Source organism: Bradyrhizobium sp. USDA 326 (assembly GCF_049739485.1).
Classification (GTDB): Bacteria; Pseudomonadota; Alphaproteobacteria; order Rhizobiales; family Xanthobacteraceae; genus Bradyrhizobium.
Genome location: NZ_JBMGQA010000001.1, coordinates 6,545,095 through 6,564,423, shown reverse-complemented (window position 1 = coordinate 6,564,423; position 19,329 = coordinate 6,545,095). Strand labels below are relative to the sequence as shown.

The 19,329-nt window shown below is 64.5% G+C and carries 16 protein-coding genes and 1 pseudogene; 6 read left to right on the top strand and 11 right to left on the bottom strand.

Annotated elements, in window-relative coordinates:
• Positions 1 to 25 precede the first annotated feature (25 nt).
• Positions 26 to 1,961 (bottom strand): annotated as a pseudogene (locus ABIG06_RS31015) (TonB-dependent siderophore receptor).
• Between ABIG06_RS31015 and ABIG06_RS31010 the strand changes: the two are divergent.
• Positions 1,930 to 2,064, top strand: a complete 135-nt coding sequence (locus ABIG06_RS31010; RefSeq protein WP_424578596.1) for a hypothetical protein — start codon at positions 1,930 to 1,932, stop codon at positions 2,062 to 2,064. The pseudogene ABIG06_RS31015 and the gene ABIG06_RS31010 sit on opposite strands and share 32 nt — an antisense overlap.
• A gap of 528 nt (positions 2,065 to 2,592) precedes the next feature.
• On the opposite strand, the gene ABIG06_RS31005 is transcribed toward ABIG06_RS31010, so the two are convergent.
• The gene (locus ABIG06_RS31005) at positions 2,593 to 4,587 is read right to left on the bottom strand and encodes a primary-amine oxidase (RefSeq protein ID WP_370139788.1); all 1,995 of its coding nucleotides are present in this window, start codon (positions 4,585 to 4,587) and stop codon (positions 2,593 to 2,595) included.
• Positions 4,588 to 4,602: 15 nt separating this feature from the next.
• Entirely contained in the window at positions 4,603 to 5,799 is a 1,197-nt protein-coding gene (locus ABIG06_RS31000; RefSeq protein ID WP_370139787.1) for a serine hydrolase domain-containing protein, read from the bottom strand.
• A gap of 178 nt (positions 5,800 to 5,977) precedes the next feature.
• On the opposite strand from ABIG06_RS31000, the gene ABIG06_RS30995 reads away from it, so the two are divergent.
• A complete protein-coding gene (locus tag ABIG06_RS30995; protein WP_370140949.1) occupies positions 5,978 to 6,967 on the top strand; it encodes a helix-turn-helix domain-containing protein in 990 nt (329 codons plus the stop codon).
• Between the two features lie 6 nt (positions 6,968 to 6,973).
• On the opposite strand, the gene ABIG06_RS30990 is transcribed toward ABIG06_RS30995, so the two are convergent.
• The 3 genes from ABIG06_RS30990 to ABIG06_RS30980 all read right to left on the bottom strand — a co-directional run bounded on the left by ABIG06_RS30990 (position 6,974) and on the right by ABIG06_RS30980 (position 9,829).
• A complete protein-coding gene (locus ABIG06_RS30990) occupies positions 6,974 to 7,639 on the bottom strand; it encodes a methionine ABC transporter permease (RefSeq protein WP_124160939.1) in 666 nt (221 codons plus the stop codon).
• Positions 7,629 to 8,780, bottom strand: coding sequence for a methionine ABC transporter ATP-binding protein (locus ABIG06_RS30985; protein ID WP_199751562.1), 1,152 nt, complete (start codon positions 8,778 to 8,780; stop codon positions 7,629 to 7,631). The genes ABIG06_RS30990 and ABIG06_RS30985 overlap by 11 nt, the downstream gene beginning before the upstream one ends.
• A 242-nt stretch (positions 8,781 to 9,022) precedes the next feature.
• Positions 9,023 to 9,829: an enoyl-CoA hydratase/isomerase family protein gene (locus ABIG06_RS30980; RefSeq protein ID WP_124160938.1), complete on the bottom strand. Its 807-nt coding sequence runs from the start codon at positions 9,827 to 9,829 to the stop codon at positions 9,023 to 9,025.
• 119 nt (positions 9,830 to 9,948) lie between these two features.
• On the opposite strand from ABIG06_RS30980, the gene nthA reads away from it, so the two are divergent.
• From nthA to ABIG06_RS30965, 3 genes are read left to right on the top strand one after another with little or no spacing between them, the layout of a single operon-like run.
• The gene (gene nthA, locus ABIG06_RS30975) at positions 9,949 to 10,572 is read left to right on the top strand and encodes a nitrile hydratase subunit alpha (protein ID WP_124160937.1); all 624 of its coding nucleotides are present in this window, start codon (positions 9,949 to 9,951) and stop codon (positions 10,570 to 10,572) included.
• Positions 10,569 to 11,228 (top strand): nitrile hydratase subunit beta, encoded by a 660-nt coding sequence (nthB, locus tag ABIG06_RS30970; RefSeq protein WP_124160936.1) that lies wholly within the window; start codon positions 10,569 to 10,571, stop codon positions 11,226 to 11,228. The genes nthA and nthB overlap by 4 nt, the downstream gene beginning before the upstream one ends.
• A complete protein-coding gene (locus ABIG06_RS30965; protein WP_199751560.1) occupies positions 11,228 to 11,608 on the top strand; it encodes a nitrile hydratase accessory protein in 381 nt (126 codons plus the stop codon). Before nthB ends, ABIG06_RS30965 begins: the two co-directional genes overlap by 1 nt.
• A 153-nt stretch (positions 11,609 to 11,761) precedes the next feature.
• Here the strand turns inward: ABIG06_RS30965 and queC are convergent, their stop codons facing one another.
• Positions 11,762 to 12,478, bottom strand: coding sequence for a 7-cyano-7-deazaguanine synthase QueC (gene queC / locus ABIG06_RS30960; RefSeq protein WP_124160934.1), 717 nt, complete (start codon positions 12,476 to 12,478; stop codon positions 11,762 to 11,764).
• 126 nt (positions 12,479 to 12,604) lie between these two features.
• Between queC and mazG the strand changes: the two genes are divergently transcribed.
• Positions 12,605 to 13,459 (top strand): nucleoside triphosphate pyrophosphohydrolase, encoded by an 855-nt coding sequence (gene mazG, locus ABIG06_RS30955; RefSeq protein WP_124160933.1) that lies wholly within the window; start codon positions 12,605 to 12,607, stop codon positions 13,457 to 13,459.
• A 38-nt stretch (positions 13,460 to 13,497) separates the two neighbouring features.
• Here the strand turns inward: mazG and hflX are convergent, their stop codons facing one another.
• The 4 genes from hflX to ABIG06_RS30935 form a co-directional block, all read right to left on the bottom strand.
• Positions 13,498 to 14,877: a GTPase HflX gene (gene hflX, locus ABIG06_RS30950; RefSeq protein ID WP_370139786.1), complete on the bottom strand. Its 1,380-nt coding sequence runs from the start codon at positions 14,875 to 14,877 to the stop codon at positions 13,498 to 13,500.
• Positions 14,878 to 14,888: 11 nt separating this feature from the next.
• Complete coding sequence (gene hfq, locus ABIG06_RS30945) at positions 14,889 to 15,137, bottom strand: RNA chaperone Hfq (protein WP_007591126.1); 249 nt, start codon at positions 15,135 to 15,137, stop codon at positions 14,889 to 14,891.
• 310 nt (positions 15,138 to 15,447) lie between these two features.
• Entirely contained in the window at positions 15,448 to 16,818 is a 1,371-nt protein-coding gene (locus tag ABIG06_RS30940) for a sigma-54-dependent transcriptional regulator (RefSeq protein WP_131868639.1), read from the bottom strand.
• Positions 16,819 to 16,835: 17 nt separating this feature from the next.
• On the bottom strand, positions 16,836 to 19,244 hold the full coding sequence (locus tag ABIG06_RS30935) for a sensor histidine kinase (RefSeq protein ID WP_124160931.1): 2,409 nt from the start codon (positions 19,242 to 19,244) through the stop codon (positions 16,836 to 16,838).
• Between the last annotated feature and the right edge of the window lie 85 nt (positions 19,245 to 19,329).

Genomic DNA, 19,329 nt, shown 5'->3' with positions numbered 1-19,329 from the left:
GAGCCGGACCGTCTCGCGTTCGAATTCACCAACGGTAGGTCAGCTTGCCGATGGCCTTGCGCCCTTCCGCATAGAAGCAGCCCGACAGGCTGTAGCACGCAGCGACATAGCGCGTGTCGGCCAGATTGGTGACGTTCAGCGACAGGCGCCAATTGTCCTTGGTGTAAGCGAGCAACGCATCCAGCACGGTCGAGGCTCCCACCTTGAACGTGTTGGCGTCGTCGCCCCAGGTTGCGCCGACATAACGGATGCCGCCGCCGAACTGCAAGCCCGCCAGTGGGCCGTTCTGGAGCGTATAGTCGCTCCACAGCGAGGCGCGGTTGAGCGGCACGGTGACCGGCGCCTTGCCGACGTTCACGGGATCCTGCGTGACCATGGCGTCGACATAGGCATAGGCCGCGCGCAGGTTCCAGCCGTCGGCAAGCGACATCGTGCCTTCGAGCTCAATGCCGCGTGATTTCACCTGTCCGATTTGTTCGTAAAAGGTGGCTGCAGGCACGTACACCGCAAGGTTGTCGCGCGTCAGGTCGAAGGCGGCGAAGGTGAACAGCGCGTTCCAGCCGATCGGCTGGTACTTGACGCCGACCTCGTACTGGACGCCGGTCTCGGGATTGAGCATTCGTCCGCCGAATCCGGTCGCGAGCAACGGCAGGAAGGATTCCGAATAGCTGAAATAGGGCGCGATGCCGTTGTCGAAATTGTACATCACGGCGGCCCGGCCGGTGAAGGCCGACGCGTCCTTCGCGACCGAGGTGTTGGAGAGACCGTTATCGACTTGCGTCGTCACGAAATCCTGGCGGCCGCCAAGCTGGAACGAGAGCCGGCCGAGCTTGATCTGATCCTGCGCGTAAAGCCCGACCTGCGACTGCTTGACCCCGGTGTTGTCGCTCATGGCGCCGATGGTCCAGTCGTAGCTGTAGACCGGATTGAAGACGTTGATCTCGGGGGCTGACGTCGTGACGCTATACGCGGTATCGCGGAACGTGGTGTTGCGGTAGTCGATCCCGACCAGAGTGGTGTGGCCGAGAAAGCCCGTGGTGAACTTGCCCTGGAGCTGATTGTCCACCGCGAAGGAGTTGATGTAGGAGTTGCTGTAGCTGCCATAACGTGCGAGCTGTCCCGCGGCCTCGTTGGTATAGCCACCGCCGTAAAACACTTTCTCCTCGTTGTGCTGATAGGCGTAGCGCAGGTTCTGGCGGAATGTGATGTTGTCGGTGAAATTGTGCGCCAGCTGGTAGCCGGCGGTCGCGATCTCGGTGTTGAAGGCATCGAAGCTCGGCACGCCCGCGAAGAACGAGACCGGAATGGTGCGGCCGTTGTTCGGCCACACCGTACCCGAGGCCGGCAGGAACTGGAGACCCCACCCTGCTCGATCGCGCTGGTAGTTGGCGAGCAAGGTGATGGTGGTGTCCTCGTTCGGCTTGAAGGTGACGGCGGGCGCGATGAAGACGCGATTATCCTTGCTGAAGTCGACCTGCGTCTCGCCGTCGCGAACCACGCCGGTGAGACGCCACAGCACGGTGCCTTCCTTGTTGGCGGGGCCGCCCATGTCGAACTGGCCCTGATAGCGGTTGAAACTGCCGCCGGAAATCGAGACCTCGCCGAACTGCTGTGCGGTCGGCAGCTTGGTCACGTAGTTGAGGATGCCGCCGGTGCCGCTGCCGCCATACATCGCGGAGGACGGTCCCTTGAGCACCTCGATGCGCTCGGCGCCATAGGGATCGAGGCCGTTGAAATGGACGTAGTTGCTGGAGGGAATCCGCAAGCCGTCGATGTAGAGGCCCGGCATGGTCATGTCGAAGCCGCGGATCTGGAAGTCCGCCGAAGCGGGTGTCCGAGCCCCCATTGACGTCGCCGCTCACGCCGGCGGTGTAGCGCAGGGCCTCGCCGATCGAGACTGCGCCCTGGTTCCTGATCTGATCGGTCGTGATGACGGATACCGACTGTGGCGTCTCGATCAAGGGCGTATCGGTCTTGGTGGCGGTGCCGCTCCTTGTCGCGACGAAACCGCGCACGGGTCCATTGGCGCGTTCGCCCGTGGCGCCGTTCGACGATGCCGACTGAGTCGGGGTGGCCTGCTGCGCGGGAGTGCGACGATTGGCGCGTGCGGTGCGAGTTGCCGCCGCCCTTCGCGACGAAGCAATCGCGGCCGGACGGGCGCGTTCCGCCGGCGCTTCCACGGTGACTGCGGGAATTTGCGTCTGCGCCTCCACGGAACCGAAGGGAACGACGAGGGACAATGTGCTGACTGCCCCGAGGAAAAACAACTTAATCTGCAGACGACGCGTGTTGTCACGCGATGAGAGTTGGAAGTCAGTCACGTCTCTTGAGACCCCACGCACCGCCGGCTCCGCCGGTATCATTTTTGATGTCCCGCCCTAACGCAGGCCGGTCCGGAGTGCGAGCGATGCGCTGTTAGAATTTATCGAGACTGGGGAATAGACTCTGCGACCAATGCGCCCAACGTCGCTTCTTTAGAATTGGAATATTTCTAGACTGAACTCGGCGCTCCGCTCGGAATGCGACTCATGCGATGGCTGCATCGCGCGATCAGCGCGGCGAGCCGAAGCCGAAGGCATAAGCCGCCGAACGTTATCCCGGGTCCGCATGACAACAGGTTGCGGCGGCGCTCTTCTCGCCCGCCAGCACGCTGCGGCTGTTGCGGTCCGGTGGAATATCTCCGGCGGCATTGGCCGCGAAGAATCCGGTCGGCTTGAGCATGAAGCCAGCATATTCGACCGGCATGATCGGAAAGTCCTCAGGTTTGCAGATATGGGTATGGCCGAAGGAGTGCCAGACCACGATGTCGGCATTCTCGATGTTGCGGTTCTGCGCGACGTAGCGCGGCAGGCCGTCGCCGCCGGCGTGAACGTTGGGATAGTCGCCGCTGGCGTATTTCTCGTCGGCATCGAACGCAGTCACCCAGACATGCCTGGTGGCAAAGCCGCCGCGCTTGCGCACATAGCTCCCCTCCTGCGCCAGCATCAGCGGGCTTGGATTGACCACGAGCTTGTAGGCCGGCGCGCTACCGACCGAATTGGATTCATTCGGATTGCTGATCTTCCAGAACCGGCCGGTCTCGCCATTGGCGATCGCCGCCGCGTCGCGCTCGCGTGACAGCACGCGCGTCGTGGTGGTGAAAGCGTTGCCATGGGGATTGTCGTGCCCCCATGGCCGCGGCACGAACTCGTGCTCGGTGACGGTGTTGCCACCGCCATCGAGATCCATGTGCAGGCGCACATTGAAGAAGTGCTGGTGCGTCGGCCCGCCCAGATTGTCGTCGACCATGCCACCCCATTTGTAGGTTTCGCCTGAGGGCACGGCAGCGGTCTGGATGATGCCCGTGAGCTTGGTCTCTAGCTGGATCGTACCGTCCTGGTAGAGATACCAATAGAAGCCGTAGTCGTAATTGCCGACCGTCGCGAAGAACGAGATCACGAGGCGCCGCGAGCGGCGGACCTCGAACAGGCCGTTGCGAAATTCATAGTGTTTCCAGGCGATTCCGTAATCTTCTTCATGCATGCAGATGGCGTTCTGCATGACGAAGGGCTCGCCCTTGTTGTCGGCCGCCGGCACGTCAAAATAATGGATGTTGCCGAGGCAGTCGCAACCAAGTTCGAGTGCGTTCGCGAGCATGCCGAGGCCATATTCGCCGGCATCGAACGCCGATTTCCAGAAATGGTTTTCGGTCGGATCGGCGTAAGGCACGACCATCTCAGTGACGCTGGCGCGGTGGATCAGCGAGCGTTTGCGCGCGCCATCCTGGTAGGCGAGTTGATGCAGCACCAGACCCTCGCGCGGCGTAAAGCCGACGCGAAAGCTCCATTTCTGCCAGTCGACCTTCCAGCCATCGACCTTGAAGCTCGCGCCCTCCGGCTGCTCGATATGCAGCGGCTTGATGTCGGTGCGCGGGTTGGTGACCTCGTGAGCGCCGTAATTTCGCTTCTTGCGCGGGATCGGTACGATCGGATCTGCATCCGTGAGATCGATGACCTTGCCGCCGATCAGATCGACGACGGCGACGACGCCCTCGATCGGGTGCGCATAACCGTTGTCCTGCAGATGCTCGCGGAAAAAGCTGACGGCCCGTACGATGCGCGCGCCGCGTTCGAATTCCATGTCGAAGAAGCCCGAGGAGAACGGATCGACCTGGACCAGCTCTATGTCCTTGTCGGTAAGCCCGCGCCGATGCATCGCAGCGCGCCAGCCGGGATCGGCCTTCACCACCGCCTCGCACTTGAAGAACTCTTCCAGCATCACCGGCGGCTGCCCATAAGGCATGTCGCGGTTGGGGAGAAGCTTCCGATCGACGATCTCGGCGCGGCCAAGATCGACGACGTGCTCGATGGCCTCGCCGGTGGTGATGTCAAGTGTCAGCACGAAGGCACGGCGCCCTGCTCCGCCCGCGGCCAGCTCCTGCTTGGTCGGCTCTTCCAGCCGTACCGTCGGGAAGCGGCAGTTCTCCGGCGAGGTTGCGGCCGCACGTACCAGCGTGCTGGCCGCCGTGATCTCTTCAGTCGTCAGAGGATCGAGCGCATGCGCGTTGGCGGCCTGGGCGGGCGATCGGGCTTTGGCGTGGTCGAGCATGATGATGTCCAGAAGTCAGTGCGGGGCGAGATGTGCGGTGATGGCGCGGAAGGCGGCGAGCCAGCGATGGTCAAGCGGAACGTCCATCGCCTTCGGCTGCGTCGCGAGCTTGACGATCACGGTGTCGGAAGCCGCGTCGATGTAGAGCCACTGGCCGTGGATGCCGATTGCGGCGAGATCGTACCGCGAGGGATCGATCGTGTACCATTTGCTGCGGTAGCGCGCGCCCGGGAAGATATCGGCGAGGTCGCCCTCGGCCCAGGCCTTGGCATCGCCATTCTCGTGGATGTCGTCGATCCACCAGCCCGGCACCACCTGCCGTCCCTCGACCACGCCGCGGCAGCGGATCATCTCGCCGAAGCGGATGAGATCGCAGGCAGTGACGGACAGACCGCCAGCGATGCGGCCCATGCCGTGGCTGTCGAGCGTCAGGGAACCGTCCTCCTCCGCGCCCATCGGCTGCCAGAGATATTCGGAGAGGATGCGTGGGTAAGGCATGCCACAGGCGCGCTCATACACCCAGCCGAGAACTTCCGTGTTGGTCGAGACATAGTGGAACACCTTGCCGTGCGGCTTGCCGGTGCCGCGCAGCGTGGCGAGATAGGCGCGCTGATGGCTCGGCTCGACGCCTGGGGGCGGCACATCCCAGCCCGAGGAGAAGCGGTAGCGCGCGACGTCGCCGGCAGGGTCCTCGTAATCTTCATCGAACTTGATGGCGACGGCCATGTCGAGCACGTTGCGGACCGTGCAGCTGCCGTAGACGGAATTCTCCAACTCCGGCACGTAACGCACCACCCTCGCCTCCGGATCGAGCAGCCCGCGCGCGGACAGCACGCCGCCGAGCGTGCCGGCAATCGACTTGCTGATCGAGCAGATCAGATGCGGCGTTGTCGCGCTCATGCCGTCGCCATACCATTCGTGGATCAGCGTGCCCCGATGCATGACCAGCAGTGCATCGCCAAAGGTCTCACGCAGCGTGGCCGAGATCGTCGTCGGCTGGCCGTCCGGCCCCTTGAAGCCGAGCTGAGACAATTCGCGCGGCGCCTTTTGCATCGGCGTCGGATGCGCCGAGCGGCGGACCTCTGCGGTCGGCAGCACTTCCCGGGTGTGGGTAAAGCCCCAGCGTATCGCGGGATAGCTGCGCCAATTGGCGCGCGTCACCTGGGCCTCGGGCGCGGGTGGACTGCCGCGCATGACGTCGGTCGGTCGCACTCGATCCTCCGCAAGGGCCATCCCGACTGCGATGCCGGAACGGCTGGAAGCAAGCCTGCACCGCGGCGCTATCGGCCGTTATCGAGATCCGGCAATATTTTGCTGGACTCCGTCGTGGGCCGTGCCAGGCTTGGCGCACTTATTGCTTGCTTTGGCGAAACAATTCCGACGCATTATCATGGTCTTGAGCGCAACTCCTCCAGTACAGGACTCGGTTGCCGGCCTGCTTGAGGCGAGCAGTACGGACGTTGACGAGCACTGTGCCGCGCTCGGCCGCTGGCGGCTGCGTTACGACCAGATCAGCGCCGGCGCGTTTCGAGGCAGCTTCACCCAGCTCTCTCTGCCCCGTGTCGAGGTGTTCCGCGAAATCACCAGCCAGCAGGTCCGCCAATACGGTCAGCTTGGCGCCGACAGCTTTGGCATCGGTCTCCCCTGGCGCGGTGACAGCGAGGTCAATTGCAACGGCGCCAGCGTTGCAGGCGCCCGGGTCATTGCCTGCGTCGACGCCGAGGTCGATATGTGCACGCCGAAGTCATTCGAGCTGCGCGGTGTCGTCGCCAGTGCAGCGCTGATCCGGGATCTCGCCGCCCGGCTCGAGATCGATCTGCCGCGCACGGTCTGGCACCAATTGCGGGTGATCGAGATGGCGCAGGCGCCGGTCGCACGATTGCGAGCCCATCTTGAGGCCATTCACGAGGCCATCGCGACCGCGCCCGAACGGTTCGAAGACCCGGCCCTCCGGCAGGCGCTCGAAGACGCCCTCCTCGTCGAGATCATGGACATGCTGCCGACCGCACGCCCCATCGATGCCGGCCGCAGCGCGGACGCGCGCAAGCGTACCGTCGATCGCGCCCGCGAGCTGATGCACGGCAACGGTGACCATTCGCTGTCGCTGCTGGAGGTCTGCAAGGCGGCCGGCGCCAGTCCGCGCAAGCTCGGCTATTGCTTCCAGGCTGTTTTGGGCACGAGCCCGATGCACTATTGGCGGGCGATGCGGCTGAACCGGGTACGGCGCGATCTGAAACGCGCCGGCGGCGCTGGCACATCCATTTACGACGTCGCCGTGCAGCACGGATTCTGGCACTTCAGCCAGTTCTCGCTCGACTACAAGCGCCACTTCGCCGAGCTGCCCTCGGAGACGCTGCGGCGGGCGAGGCGTGCCGCGTGATCCGGTTCAGCGATGCCGCAGGCGGCGGTTGACCCGGCGCGCCAGAAAATCCCCGGCGCTCTGGACGAGCTGCACCAGCGCGATCAGCACGACCACGACGGCGAGCATCATCTCCGGCATGAAGCGCTGGTAGCCGTAGCGGATGCCGAGATCGCCAAGCCCTCCGCCGCCGACCGCGCCGACCATGGCCGAGTAACCGAGCAAGCTCACGACGGCGAGCGTCAGCGCCAGCAACAGGCCAGGCAGCGCCTCGGGGATCAGCACCTTGAGCACGATCTGAAGCGGCGAAGCGCCGAACGAGGATGCGGTCTCGATCAGACCGCCATCGACCTCGCGGATCGCAGCTTCGACCAGGCGCGCGATGAACGGCGTCGATGCAATCGTCAGTGGCACGATCGCTGCGGTCGATCCAATCGAGGTGCCGGCAATCAGGCGCGTGAACGGGATGATGGCGACGACGAGGATGATGAACGGCGTGGAACGCGTCGCGTTGACGACGATGCCGAGCACGCGATTGACGATGGGGGCCGCGAACAACTCGCCTTTGCGGCTGGTCGCGAGGAAGACGCCGAGCGGCAGGCCGAAGGCGGTGCCGAGCAGCGCGGCGATTCCGACCATGTACAGACTCTCGAAGGTCGCCTGGATGATCAGGTTGACGAGTTCAGGCGACATAGCCGAGATGCTCCGCCGAGAATTGATGTTGAGAGAGAAAGGCCAGCGTCCGCGTCACCGCGTCCGCGGCGCTGGAAACACCGAGAGGAATGCCGAGAACGAGCGAGCCGACATGCTGGCCGCCGATCTCGTCGATGCGCGCCGACAGCAGCGACACGTCGCGGCCGAGTTCGCGCGCGAGCCGCGCCACCAGCGTCTCGCCGGCCCCTGCCCCACGCACCTCGATGCGGATCACGGCGTGGCCGCCGGCCGATGGCCCAGGCACGATCCGGCTCGCCAGCGACACTGGCAGGCTGTCGCCGATGACCTCCGCCAGGAACGACTGTGTGATGGGATGCTTCGGGTGGGTGAAGATGTCGGCGACATGGCCGCTCTCGACCACGTGTCCGGCGTCGAGCACGACGACCTCCTTGGCGAGTTGGCGCACCACGGACATTTCGTGGGTGATCAGCACGATGGTCACGCCGAGCTCGCGGTTGATGTTCGCGAGCAGATCGAGGATCGCACGCGTGGTCTGCGGGTCGAGCGCGGAGGTCGCCTCGTCCGACAGCAGCACGCTCGGCCGCGTCGCCAGCGCGCGGGCAATTCCGACGCGCTGTTTCTGGCCGCCGGAGAGTTCCGAAGGATAGCGGTCGTGCTTGTCCGCGATGCCGACGAGCGCGAGCAGCTCAGTGACGCGGGCCTTGATGTCGGCCTTGGCCCAGCCCGCGATCTCGAGCGGCAGCGCGATGTTGTCGGCAGCGGTGCGCGACGACAACAGGTTGAAGTGCTGGAAGATCATGCCGATCGAGCGCTGCGCCAACCGCAGCGCTCGGCCAGTCAGCGCCGAGATGTCGCGGCCGTCGACAATCACGCGGCCCGTGGTCGGTTTCTCCAGCCCGTTGATCAGCCGAACCAGGCTGGACTTGCCCGCGCCGGAGCGGCCGATCACGCCGGCAACGGAACCGCGCGGAATTGCAAAGTCGATATTGTGCAGCGCGTTGACGCCGGGCTTGCCGCGATAGGCCGGATAGGTTTTCGAGATGCCTTCGAAACGGACCATCGCGTCCGGCTCAGTCACAGGAGGTGAAATCGCGTCAAACGTTTCGATCGGCTGTCCGATCGCGAGCGATTGGTGGGCGTTCATGGAGACGACCTTCATGCACAATGGTTCGCTGGCCCGCGCCGCTCGCGGGCGTACGGGAATCAGGTCGCATGGAGCGACGGAGGTGAAATTGCGATGCCGGCCGGGTGAAGCGCACTGCGCCGCAGCATGCACAATCGCTGTTTCCAGTCTTTCTTGCAATTTCAGATATTTGCGAGGAGTTGGACGAAGTTTTCCCAATCCGTCACGTGCGAAGAAGATTCATCTCCCAACGGGATCATCCTCCTGCCGCGCCTGATCTACCGCCCCCTGAAGCGTGGCTTGCGGCGGGCCAGGAAGGCCTCGACGCCCTCCTTATGGTCCTCGGTCAGGCTTGCAAGCGCGAACTGATCGACATCCATGTGGCTCGCGAGATCATCCAGCGCGTACGCAAGCCGGTTGACGGTCAGCTTTGTCATGGCCACCGAGAGCGGCGGCTGCGCGGCGACCTTCCGGGCAAGCTCCATGGCTGCATCGAACGCATGGCCTGGGTCGGTCACCTGCTCCACCAAGCCCCATTCATAGGCCTCGTCCGCGCTGATGCGCTGGTCAGCCAAGATGACCGCCTGCTTGGTGCGTGCCGGCCCGATCAGATGCAGCATGCGCGGGATGCTCTGCCAGCTCATGTTCATGCCGAGCCCGATTTCCGGTACGCGCAAATGCGCGTTGCGGCCCATGATGCGGAAGTCGAGCGCGACGGCGAGGGCCACGCCGCCGCCGACGCAAAAGCCCTCGATCGCCGCGATCGTGATTTGCTCCATCTCCTGCCAGGCGCGCGTCAGGCGCGGCCCGAGCTTGAGATGCCGCCGGAGCGTGCCGAGATCCATCTCCTTGCGCGAACCTCCCTCCGCATCCTTGAGGTCGAAGCCGGCGCTGAACGCGCCCGAGCTGCCGGTCAAGACCACGACCGACGTCGCGGCGTCATCCTCGAAACTGCGCGCCGCTGCGGTCAGCTGCCGCATTGCCTCCGGCGAGAGCGCGTTGATGCCGTCGCCGCGGTCGAAGCGGACCACAGCAATCCGGCCCTCAGGCCCAAGGCCCTTTTCGATCTTCACGTAGTCCGTCACCATCATCTCCAGGCTGCTTTCGGCGATGTTAGCGCACAAATGTCGTCACGAATACGGGACCCGATCACGATGCAGGGAATACTCGACAGGTCCGGGCCATTGCGGATATCTTTACGGCCATGAGCCACGATCACGACCATCACCACGATCATTCCGAGCTGTCGGAGACCGAGCTGCGCGTGCGCGCGCTCGAGACGATCCTGACCGAAAAGGGCTATGTCGAGCCGGCCGCGCTCGATGCCATTATCCAGGCGTACGAGACAAGGATCGGCCCTCACAACGGCGCGCGCGTCGTTGCCAAGGCCTGGACTGATCCGGCGTTCAAGAAGGCGCTGCTGGAGGACGGCAGCAAGGCGATCGGCACGCTCGGCCATGTGAGCCGCGTCGGCGACCATCTCGTCGTGGTCGAGAACACCAAGGAGCGGCACAACATGGTGGTGTGCACTCTGTGCTCCTGCTACCCTTGGGAAATGCTGGGACTGCCGCCGGTCTGGTACAAGGCTGCGCCCTACCGCTCCCGCGCCGTAAAGGACCCGCGCGGCGTGCTCGCCGATTTCGACGTCGCATTGCCCAAGGACACGGAAATCCGGGTGTGGGATTCGACCGCCGAGACGCGCTTCCTGGTGCTGCCGATGCGGCCCGAGGGCACAGAGGGCTGGAGCGAGGAGCAGCTCGCCGAGCTCGTCACCCGCGATTCCATGATCGGCACCGGATTTCCGCGGAAGCCGGGAGAGCCGGCATGAACGGCGTGCACGACATGGGCGGCATGGACGGGTTCGGCAAGGTCGAGCCCGAAGCCAATGAACCGATGTTCCACGCGGATTGGGAAGCGCGTGTCCTTGCCATGGTGCGCGCGATGGGCGCGGCCGGCGCTTTCAACATCGACACGTCGCGCTTCTACCGCGAGACCCTGCCGCCGCACGTCTATCTGTCGAGCTCCTATTACAAAAAGTGGTTCCTCGGGCTCGAGGAGATGCTGATCGAGAAGGGCTACCTCACCCGGGAGGAGGTCGCCGCCGGGCGCGCGATCCAGCCGGCCAAGGCGCTCAAGCACGGCAAGTTCGACCTTGCCAACGTCGAGCGCGTGATGGTGCGCGGCAAGTTCGACCGCCCTGCCCCGCAGCCTGCGAAGTTCGAGATCGGCGAACGTGTGCGCGCCAAGAACATCCATCCGGCTACACACACCAGGCTGCCGCGCTATGTGCGCGGCCATGTCGGTGTCGTCGAGCTGAACCATGGCTGCCACGTGTTTCCTGACACGGCGGCGATGGAGCTCGGCGAACATCCACAATGGCTCTACACCGTGGTGTTCGAGGGCAGCGAACTCTGGGGTCCCGATGGCGATCCGACCACAAAAGTCTCGATCGACGCGTTCGAGCCCTATCTGGACCCGGCGTGATGAGCACGACGCTTGCTGCGGCCGCCACCGCGGCCATCCCGAGCATCCCCCGCGATGACGATGGCCCGGTGTTCCGGGCGCCATGGGAGGCGCATGCCTTTGCCATGGCGCTGACCTTGCACGAGCGCGGCGTGTTCACCTGGCCCGAATGGGCCGCCGCGCTCGCCGACGAGATCAAGCGCGCGCAAGCAGCCGGCGATCCCGACACGGGTGAGACCTACTACCTGCACTGGCTCGCCACGCTCGAAGGATTGGTTGCGCGCAAGGGCGTCGCATCCATGGCAACCCTGCACCGCTACCGCGATGCCTGGGACCACGCCGCCGATCGCACGCCACACGGCAAGCCGATCGAGCTGCGGCCGGAGGATTTTGCGGGGTAATCTTCCGTGCGTGGTGCGTGCTCCGTTTCCCCAAACACAGCTGTCATCACCCGCGAAGGCGGGTGATATTCCAGAGACGTCTGTGAGATACGGAGAACCTGCGGCGTACTGGATTCCCCGCCTTCGCGGGGAATGACAGCGAAGATCTGAGCGCTATTTGCGCCCTGCCACATACTCCGCCCATCCCTTTGCGCGCAGGCTGCACGCCGGGCACTCGCCGCAGCCATAGCCCCAATCGTGCTGCGCGCCGCGTTCGCCGAGATAGCACGTGTGGGAGTGCTCGCGGATGAGATCGACGAGGCCGTCGCCGCCAAGATCACGCGCGAGCTTCCAGGTCGCGGCCTTGTCGATCCACATCAAGGGCGTATGCAGCTCGAACTTGCGCGCCATGCCGAGCGAGAGCGCGGCCTGCGTGGCGCGGATGGTCTCGTCGCGGCAATCCGGATAGCCGGAATAGTCGGTCTCGCACATGCCGCCGACAATGTGGCTGATCCCGCGTCGATAGGCCAGCGCCGCGGCGAAGGTCAGGAAGACGAGGTTGCGGCCCGGCACGAAAGTGTTGGGCAGGCCATCGGCCCCCATCGCGATCGCGACGTCGCGCGTCAGCGCCGTCTCGGAGACGGCCGCAAGCGTCGGGATCGATAGCGTGTGGCTCTCGCCAATCTTTGCGGCCCATTCCGCGCGCAGGCCCTTGATGCCGTCGAGCAGGCGGTCGCGGCAGGCGAGCTCGATGGCGTGGCGCTGGCCGTATTCGAACCCCAGTGTCTCGACGCGGGCGAAGCGGCTCAAGGCCCAGGCGAGGCAGGTGGTGGAATCCTGGCCGCCGGAGAACAGCACCAGCGCGGTTTCGGAGGAAAATGCGTCACTCATACCCCGCGCTTTAGCATTGCGTGAGGTGCCCGCCAATCGGTGGAAATCGGCCTGTTCCGCCTGCTTGCACTGGGATCGGCGGCCCGCCTTTGGCATAAGGCTCTGGACCTAGGAGACCGCCCCGCAATGACCCCTTCCCGCGACATTTCCCGCCTGATCGAGATCATGGCGGCGTTGCGCACGCCGGTGACCGGCTGCCCTTGGGACCTCGAGCAGGATTTTGCGACGATCGCGCCCTATACGGTCGAGGAAGCCTATGAGGTGGTGGACGCCATCGCCCGCGGCGATCTCGACGATCTGCGCGAGGAGCTCGGCGATCTCCTGCTCCAGGTCGTGTATCACGCCCAGATGGCCTCGGAGCAGAACGCGTTCGATTTTGGTGACGTCGTCGAAGCCATCACCCGCAAGATGATCCGCCGCCATCCCCATGTCTTCGCCGATAAGGACGGCAATCTCGCCTCCTCCCATGTCAAGGAGGTCTGGGACCGCATCAAGGCCGAGGAGAAGGCCGAGCGCGCCGCGCGCCGGCCGCCGGAGGACTCGCCGACGCACAAATCCCTGCTGTCAGGCGTGAAGGCCGGCCAGCCCGCGCTCATCCGGGCCATGGAGCTGCAGCGGAAGGCCTCCACCGTCGGCTTCGACTGGAACGACCCACGCGCAGTGTTGCAAAAGATCCGCGAGGAGGCCGATGAGATCGAAGCGGCATTGGACCGCAACGACAAGCGGGAGATTGCGGAAGAGACCGGCGACCTGATGTTCGCCCTCGTTAACCTCGCCCGCCATGTCGGCGCCGATCCGGAAAGCGCACTACGCGTGACCAATGCGAAATTCGAGCGGCGCTTCGCCTATATCGAGCGGACGCTGGAGGCGCAGGGTCGGACGCTTGAGCAGGCGTCGCTGGCGGAGATGGACGCGCTGTGGAATGCGGCGAAGGGTAAGGAGAAGCTGGCCTCAGAGGGAGGCAAGGACGTGCGCCGCTAGCTCCGCTGCCGTCCCGGCGTTCGCCGGGACGACAGCGGCTATGTAGCGTGGTGCGGCACGGCGTCGAACCTGGACACCACGATGTCCCGCTTGGTCTCGTCCACCCGTACGGTCATGTCGAAGCGGCCGTCGTGCAGCTCCTTCGACAGGACCTCGGCATTGCGGTGCAGCCAGCTGATGCCGGCACCGTCCGAGGCGTCGATGGAGAGATCGAGCGTGGTGCGTTTGGCGGCGAGGCGTTCCTCGATCGCGGCGAGCAGTGCGTCGACCCCCTCGCCTGTCACGGCTGAAACCAGCATCGCCGGATGATCCTCCGGCCTGCGCGCGGCGATGTTCAGGAGCTCTTCGCGTTGCTCGGCATCGTACCGATCGATCTTGTTCCAGACTTCGATAATGCGGCCACTGTCATCGGGGTTGATGCCGAGCTGACGTAGAACGGCATCGACGTCGCTCTGCTGCGCCTCGGCGTCTTCATGCGAGATGTCGCGGACATGCAGGATGACGTCGGCCTCCAGCACCTCCTCCAGCGTGGCGCGGAAGGCGGCGACGAGCTGGGTCGGCAGATTGGAGATGAAGCCGACAGTGTCCGACAGCATCGCCTTGCCGCCATGCGGCAGGTTGAGCGCGCGCAAGGTGGGATCGAGCGTCGCAAACAGCATGTCGGCCGCCTGCACGTCCGCGCGGGTCAGGCGGTTGAACAGCGTCGACTTGCCGGCATTGGTGTAGCCGACCAGCGCGACGACGCGGTACGGCACGCGTTGGCGGCCGGCGCGATGCAGACGTCGCGTCGCCTGCACCTTCTTCAGTTCGCTCTCCAGCTTGGAGATGCGCTCCTGGATCAGGCGGCGGTCGGCCTCGATCTGCGTCTCGCCCGGACCGCCCATAAAGCCGAAGCCGCCGCGCTGGCGTTCGAGATGGGTCCAGGAGCGCACCAGGCGCGAGCGCTGATAGTTGAGGTGCGCAAGCTCGACCTGGAGCGAGCCTTCTCTGGTCTTGGCACGGCGGCCGAAGATTTCCAGAATGAGCCCGGTGCGGTCGAGCACCTTGGCGTGCAGCTCCTTTTCGAGATTGCGCTGCTGGATCGGCGCCAGCGCGCAATCCATCACCACGAGCTCGACATCAAGGCTCTTGACCAGCCCGGCGATCTCCTCGACCTTACCCTTGCCGATATAGGTCGCCGGCCGGATCTGGCTGATCGGCGTGATGATGGCGTCGGCAACAACGAGATCGATCGCACGCGCGAGGCCCGTGGCTTCATCAAGCCGGGCCTCGGCGTCGCGTTGGACATGACCTTCCGATTGCGCGTCGGCACTGCCCGCACGCACTCGCAAATAGGGGCCGATCACCAGCACCCGCCCCGTATTGGCCCCTGCCGACCGCGGACGGTCGGCATCCCCGCCGAAACTCCGGGGTTCCAATCAGATCACTCTCAAGCCGGCTGATCCTCGCCGCCTTCGAACAACTGGATCGGTGCGCCCGGCATGATGGTCGAGATCGCATGCTTGTAGACCAGCTGCGAGTGACCGTCGCGCCGCAGCAGCAAACAGAAATTGTCGAACCAGGTCACGATGCCCTGGAGCTTCACTCCGTTGACCAGAAAGATCGTCAGTGGCGTCTTGGTTTTGCGAACGTGATTAAGGAATGTGTCCTGTAGGTTTTGTGCGCGGTCTGCCGCCATTGTTTTTTTCTCGCTTTGAGTTTCTTTTTATTGCGCCGGTTGCGGCCCTCTTGTGACGTTCGGGGCCTCTCCCGGTTGCTGTCCCTCATGAGATCCCCCTCGGAAGGAACAGCGGTTCGATTAGAGGACAGGTCGGGATATTAGGCAAGCCGCTTCACGCGGCAGGCCACGCCCGATTGTCCCGGAAAACTACGGAAATCGATGATCTTACTCGCTTACTCCTGACGCCTGGCCGCAAGGTCGCGGGCTAGATTGTTGTTTTGACGCGCTTTCTTGACTCGAACCGGTCTCCACTCCGCTCGAAACCGCGCTAGCCGACACCGAGCGCTTTCAGCTTCCGATGCAGCGCCGAGCGTTCCATGCCAACGAACTCTGCCGTACGGGAAATATTTCCTGAGAAACGGCTGATCTGCGCAATTAAATAGTCGCGCTCGAACACTTCGCGCGCCTCACGCAGCGGCAAGCCCATGATGTGCTCGCCATTGTTGCTGGTCGGCATCGCCGGCACCATGGAGCCGACGTCCTGCGGCAACATGTCGGCCGTGATGATGACCTCTGGCCCGCCTGCCGCGAGAATCATGACCCTCTCGACGTTGTTGCGGAGCTGACGCACATTGCCGGGCCAAACATGGGATTGCAGCACCGCCATCGCGTCCTGCCCGATCTGGCGCTTGGGGAGGCCGCTGCCGGCGGAAATCTGCTCCATGAAATAGTCGATCAATTCCGGAATGTCCTCGCGCCGCTCCGACAGCGCGGGCACGCGGATCGGCACCACCGAGAGCCGGTGATAGAGGTCCTCGCGGAAACGGCCGGCCGCGATCTCCTCTTCCAGGTTGCGCGCGGTCGAGGAGATGATGCGCACGTCGACCTGCACCCTGGCGGTACCGCCGACGCGCTGGAACGACTGCTCCACCAGCACGCGCAAGATCTTGTTCTGGGTCTCGCGCGGCATGTCGGCGATTTCGTCGATGAACAGCGTGCCGCCATGGGCTTCCTCGAGCGCACCGGGCTTTCGCGGCTGCTCGCCATTGGACTGCTCGATGCCGAACAGCTCGTGCTCCATGCGCTCGGGCGTGATCGCCGCTGCGTTGATCACCACGAAGGGACCGTCGGCACGGCCCGAGGCCGTATGCAGCGTGCGTGCGGTCAACTCCTTGCCGGCGCCGGCGGGGCCGACGATCAGGATGCGGCTGTTGGCCTTCGCCGCACGCTCGATGGTCTGGCGCAGCTGGTTCATGCTCGGCGAACGACCGACGAGCTGACTGGCGCTCGGCGCGAGCTGCTTCAGCTCCTTGACCTCGCGCTTGAGTCGCGAGTTCTCGAGCGCTCTGGTCGCGACCAGGATCAGCCGGTCGGCCTTGAACGGCTTCTCGATGAAGTCGTAGGCGCCGCGCTTGATCGCGGCGACCGCGGTCTCGATGTTGCCGTGGCCGGAGATCATCACGACGGGCAGATCGGCATTATCCTTCTTGACCTGCTCCAGCAGCTGCAAGCCGTCGAGCTTGGAGCCTTGCAGCCAGATGTCGAGAAACACCAGATGCGGCCGCCGGTTGGCGATCTCGGCCAGTGCCGTATCGCTGTCGCGCGCGGTCCGGGTCACGAACCCCTCGTCTTCGAGAATGCCCGCAACGAGATCCCGAATATCGGCCTCATCATCGACAATCAGAATTTCACTTGCCATGGATCGCGCCTGTGTTGTCAGCTGCCTGTTGAGGCTTCGATTTTCGTTGAATCATTGGTCTTTTCAGCCGGCTCTTTGGTTCCGGCGGCCGGCTCTTTTGTTTCCAGCTCGTTGCTGGATTTCTCGACGGATTCCGTGACCGCCGCCTTGTTGTCCGGCTTGGTTGCTTCGTTGGCCGCGGGCGCTGGCTCGGCGCCCCCAGCTTTCGCAGGTTGGCCCGAGACCGCAAAGCGCATCCGCATCCAGGCGCCGCGCTGGCCTTCGCGGAAGTCGGAGGCGTCCTTCAGCTCGATCCGCCCGCCATGGTCTTCCAGCACGCGGCCGACGATGGCCAGCCCCAGGCCCGTGCCCTTGGCGCGCGTCGTGACATAGGGCTCGAGCAGGCGCGAGCGCGCGACCTTGGGCAGGCCGATGCCGTTGTCGATGACGTCGATCAGCACGTCGTCGCCCTCGCGCGACACCACGACGTCGATGCGGCCCTTGCCGAGCTCCTCGGGGGGGACCTGCTCGATCGCCTCGGTGGCGTTCTTGACGATGTTGGTGACCGCCTGGGAGATCAGCCGCCGGTCGAACTGGGCGCGGAGCGGATCCTCCTTGAACTCGGCTTCGATGTCGATCTCGGGATGGGCGACCTTCATCAGGAACACCGCCTGCCGCACGGTATCGGCGACGTCCTCGCCCTCCATCACCGGTTTAGGCATCCGCGCAAAACGTGAGAACTCGTCGACCATGCGCCTGATGTCGTCGACCTGGCGCACGATGGTGTCGGTGCACTGGTCGAAGATCTGCTTGTCCTTGACCTCGGTGATGGACTTGCCGAACTTGCGGCGGATGCGCTCGGCGGAGAGCTGGATCGGCGTCAGCGGGTTCTTGATCTCGTGAGCGATGCGGCGCGCCACGTCGCCCCAGGCCGAGGTGCGCTGGGCCGAGACCAGCTCGGTGATGTCGTCGAGGGTGATGATGTAGCTGTCGTGCGGCTGGTTCTTCTCGGCGCTGACGCGGACCGATAGATTGCGTTCGGCACCGTCCCGGTTGATCGTGATCTGACCCTGCACCAGACGCTGGGTCCCCTCCCGCGCCGTCTTCATCATGTCGTCGAGCTCGGGCAGCACGTCCGAGAGCGGATGGCCGAGCGTCTCCGCTTCGGAGTGGCCGATCAGCTTCTCGGCCGAGCGGTTGAGGATGCCGACGCTGCCGGAAGTATCGACGCCGATGATGCCGGCGCTCGCCGAGGACAGCACGGCCTCGATGAAGCGGCGGCGGCTGTCGATCAGGTCGCTGGCATTGACGAGCTCGTCGCGCTGGCTGCGCAATTCCTGCGTCATCTTGTTGAAGGTCTCGCCCAGCTGGGCGAGATCGCCTTCCGACTGATGCACGGGCACCTGGACATGGAGGTCGCCGGTTGAGACCGTTTGCGCCGCGTTCATCAGCCGCCGGATCGGCGAGACCAGCGAGTTGGCGAAGTTGAGCCCGATCAGCACCGAGGCCATCAAAATGGTCAGCGCGATCACTGCGAACATCAGCGCGAAGGCGACCTGAATGCCGAGGCGGCGTGACTCGATCTGGGCGTATTCGGCGACGCTCACTTCGGTCTGCTTGAGCTGATTGACGACATTCGGATCGAGCGGACGGGCGACATAGAGGAAGGTATCGTTGAAGGCACGCAACCGGATCACCGCGGCAACGAAGCTCGCGTCGGGGAGCACTGCGATCTCGGGCTCGTTCTCGTTGACATTGCTGAGGAAGTCCGGCGCCGGTGGCGAATAGGCGAGCCGCATGCCGGTGTCGGCGGACTCCAGGATGTTGGTGTTCTTGTCGATGATCATCGCGCCGGGCAAATTGCGAGAGCCGGCACTGGCCGTCAGCATCTCCCGGAACGAGCGGCGGTCCTGATCGTAGAGCGGCCTCGCATGGGCGATGTCGTTGGCCATGCCGAGAATGTCGCCGCGGATCAGCTGCGCGTGGTCCTGCATATAGGCCCGCGCGATCGTCAGCGAATTCTGGATCACCTCCTTGGTCGGGCCGGAGAACAGCCGGTCGAGGCCGCGCTCGATGGTAACGTTGGCGACGACGGCGACCAGCACTGCCGGCAGCACCGCGACGATCGAGAACAGGCTGACGATCTGGACATGGAGGCGCGCCGCCGCTCTGCCCCGCCGCCGCGCCAGGATCAGCTGCCAGAGTTCCCTGACGATGATCCCCACCAGGAGCAGGATCGTCGCAGCGTTGATCAGGTAGAACGAGCGGACGACCTCGGGCGTCGGCTCGATCCTGGTAAGTCCGGTCAGGACCAGGAAGGTCAGGAGGGCCGACAGCAGCGCCAGCGCCACGGCAAAGGGTGCGAGCCAGCGCCGCACCGACCAACGCCGGGGCTCTTCGGCTGGGGCCGTGTCAAAATGTGCGGCCGAGGTATCTGCGCTGGTCATTCCGGCAATGATGCTGAAGACGGGTCCGCGGACGCGCGGATACTGATGTATTCGTACCACATTGTTGCCGAATTGCGACAATTCC

Bases quoted from the DNA above. Each gene is read 5' to 3' on its own strand.
- ABIG06_RS30985 (WP_199751562.1), bottom strand. From the start codon at position 8,780: ATGAAGGTCGTCTCCATGAACGCCCACCAATCGCTCGCGATCGGACAG.
- ABIG06_RS30990 (WP_124160939.1), bottom strand. From the start codon at position 7,639: ATGTCGCCTGAACTCGTCAACCTGATCATCCAGGCGACCTTCGAGAGT.
- nthB (WP_124160936.1), top strand. From the start codon at position 10,569: ATGAACGGCGTGCACGACATGGGCGGCATGGACGGGTTCGGCAAGGTC.
- ABIG06_RS30965 (WP_199751560.1), top strand. From the start codon at position 11,228: ATGAGCACGACGCTTGCTGCGGCCGCCACCGCGGCCATCCCGAGCATC.
- ABIG06_RS30940 (WP_131868639.1), bottom strand. From the start codon at position 16,818: ATGGCAAGTGAAATTCTGATTGTCGATGATGAGGCCGATATTCGGGAT.
- ABIG06_RS31005 (WP_370139788.1), bottom strand. From the start codon at position 4,587: ATGCTCGACCACGCCAAAGCCCGATCGCCCGCCCAGGCCGCCAACGCG.
- ABIG06_RS30935 (WP_124160931.1), bottom strand. From the start codon at position 19,244: ATGACCAGCGCAGATACCTCGGCCGCACATTTTGACACGGCCCCAGCC.
- queC (WP_124160934.1), bottom strand. From the start codon at position 12,478: ATGAGTGACGCATTTTCCTCCGAAACCGCGCTGGTGCTGTTCTCCGGC.
- ABIG06_RS31010 (WP_424578596.1), top strand. From the start codon at position 1,930: ATGACGGATACCGACTGTGGCGTCTCGATCAAGGGCGTATCGGTCTTG.
- ABIG06_RS30995 (WP_370140949.1), top strand. From the start codon at position 5,978: ATGGTCTTGAGCGCAACTCCTCCAGTACAGGACTCGGTTGCCGGCCTG.
- nthA (WP_124160937.1), top strand. From the start codon at position 9,949: ATGAGCCACGATCACGACCATCACCACGATCATTCCGAGCTGTCGGAG.
- mazG (WP_124160933.1), top strand. From the start codon at position 12,605: ATGACCCCTTCCCGCGACATTTCCCGCCTGATCGAGATCATGGCGGCG.
- hfq (WP_007591126.1), bottom strand. From the start codon at position 15,137: ATGGCGGCAGACCGCGCACAAAACCTACAGGACACATTCCTTAATCAC.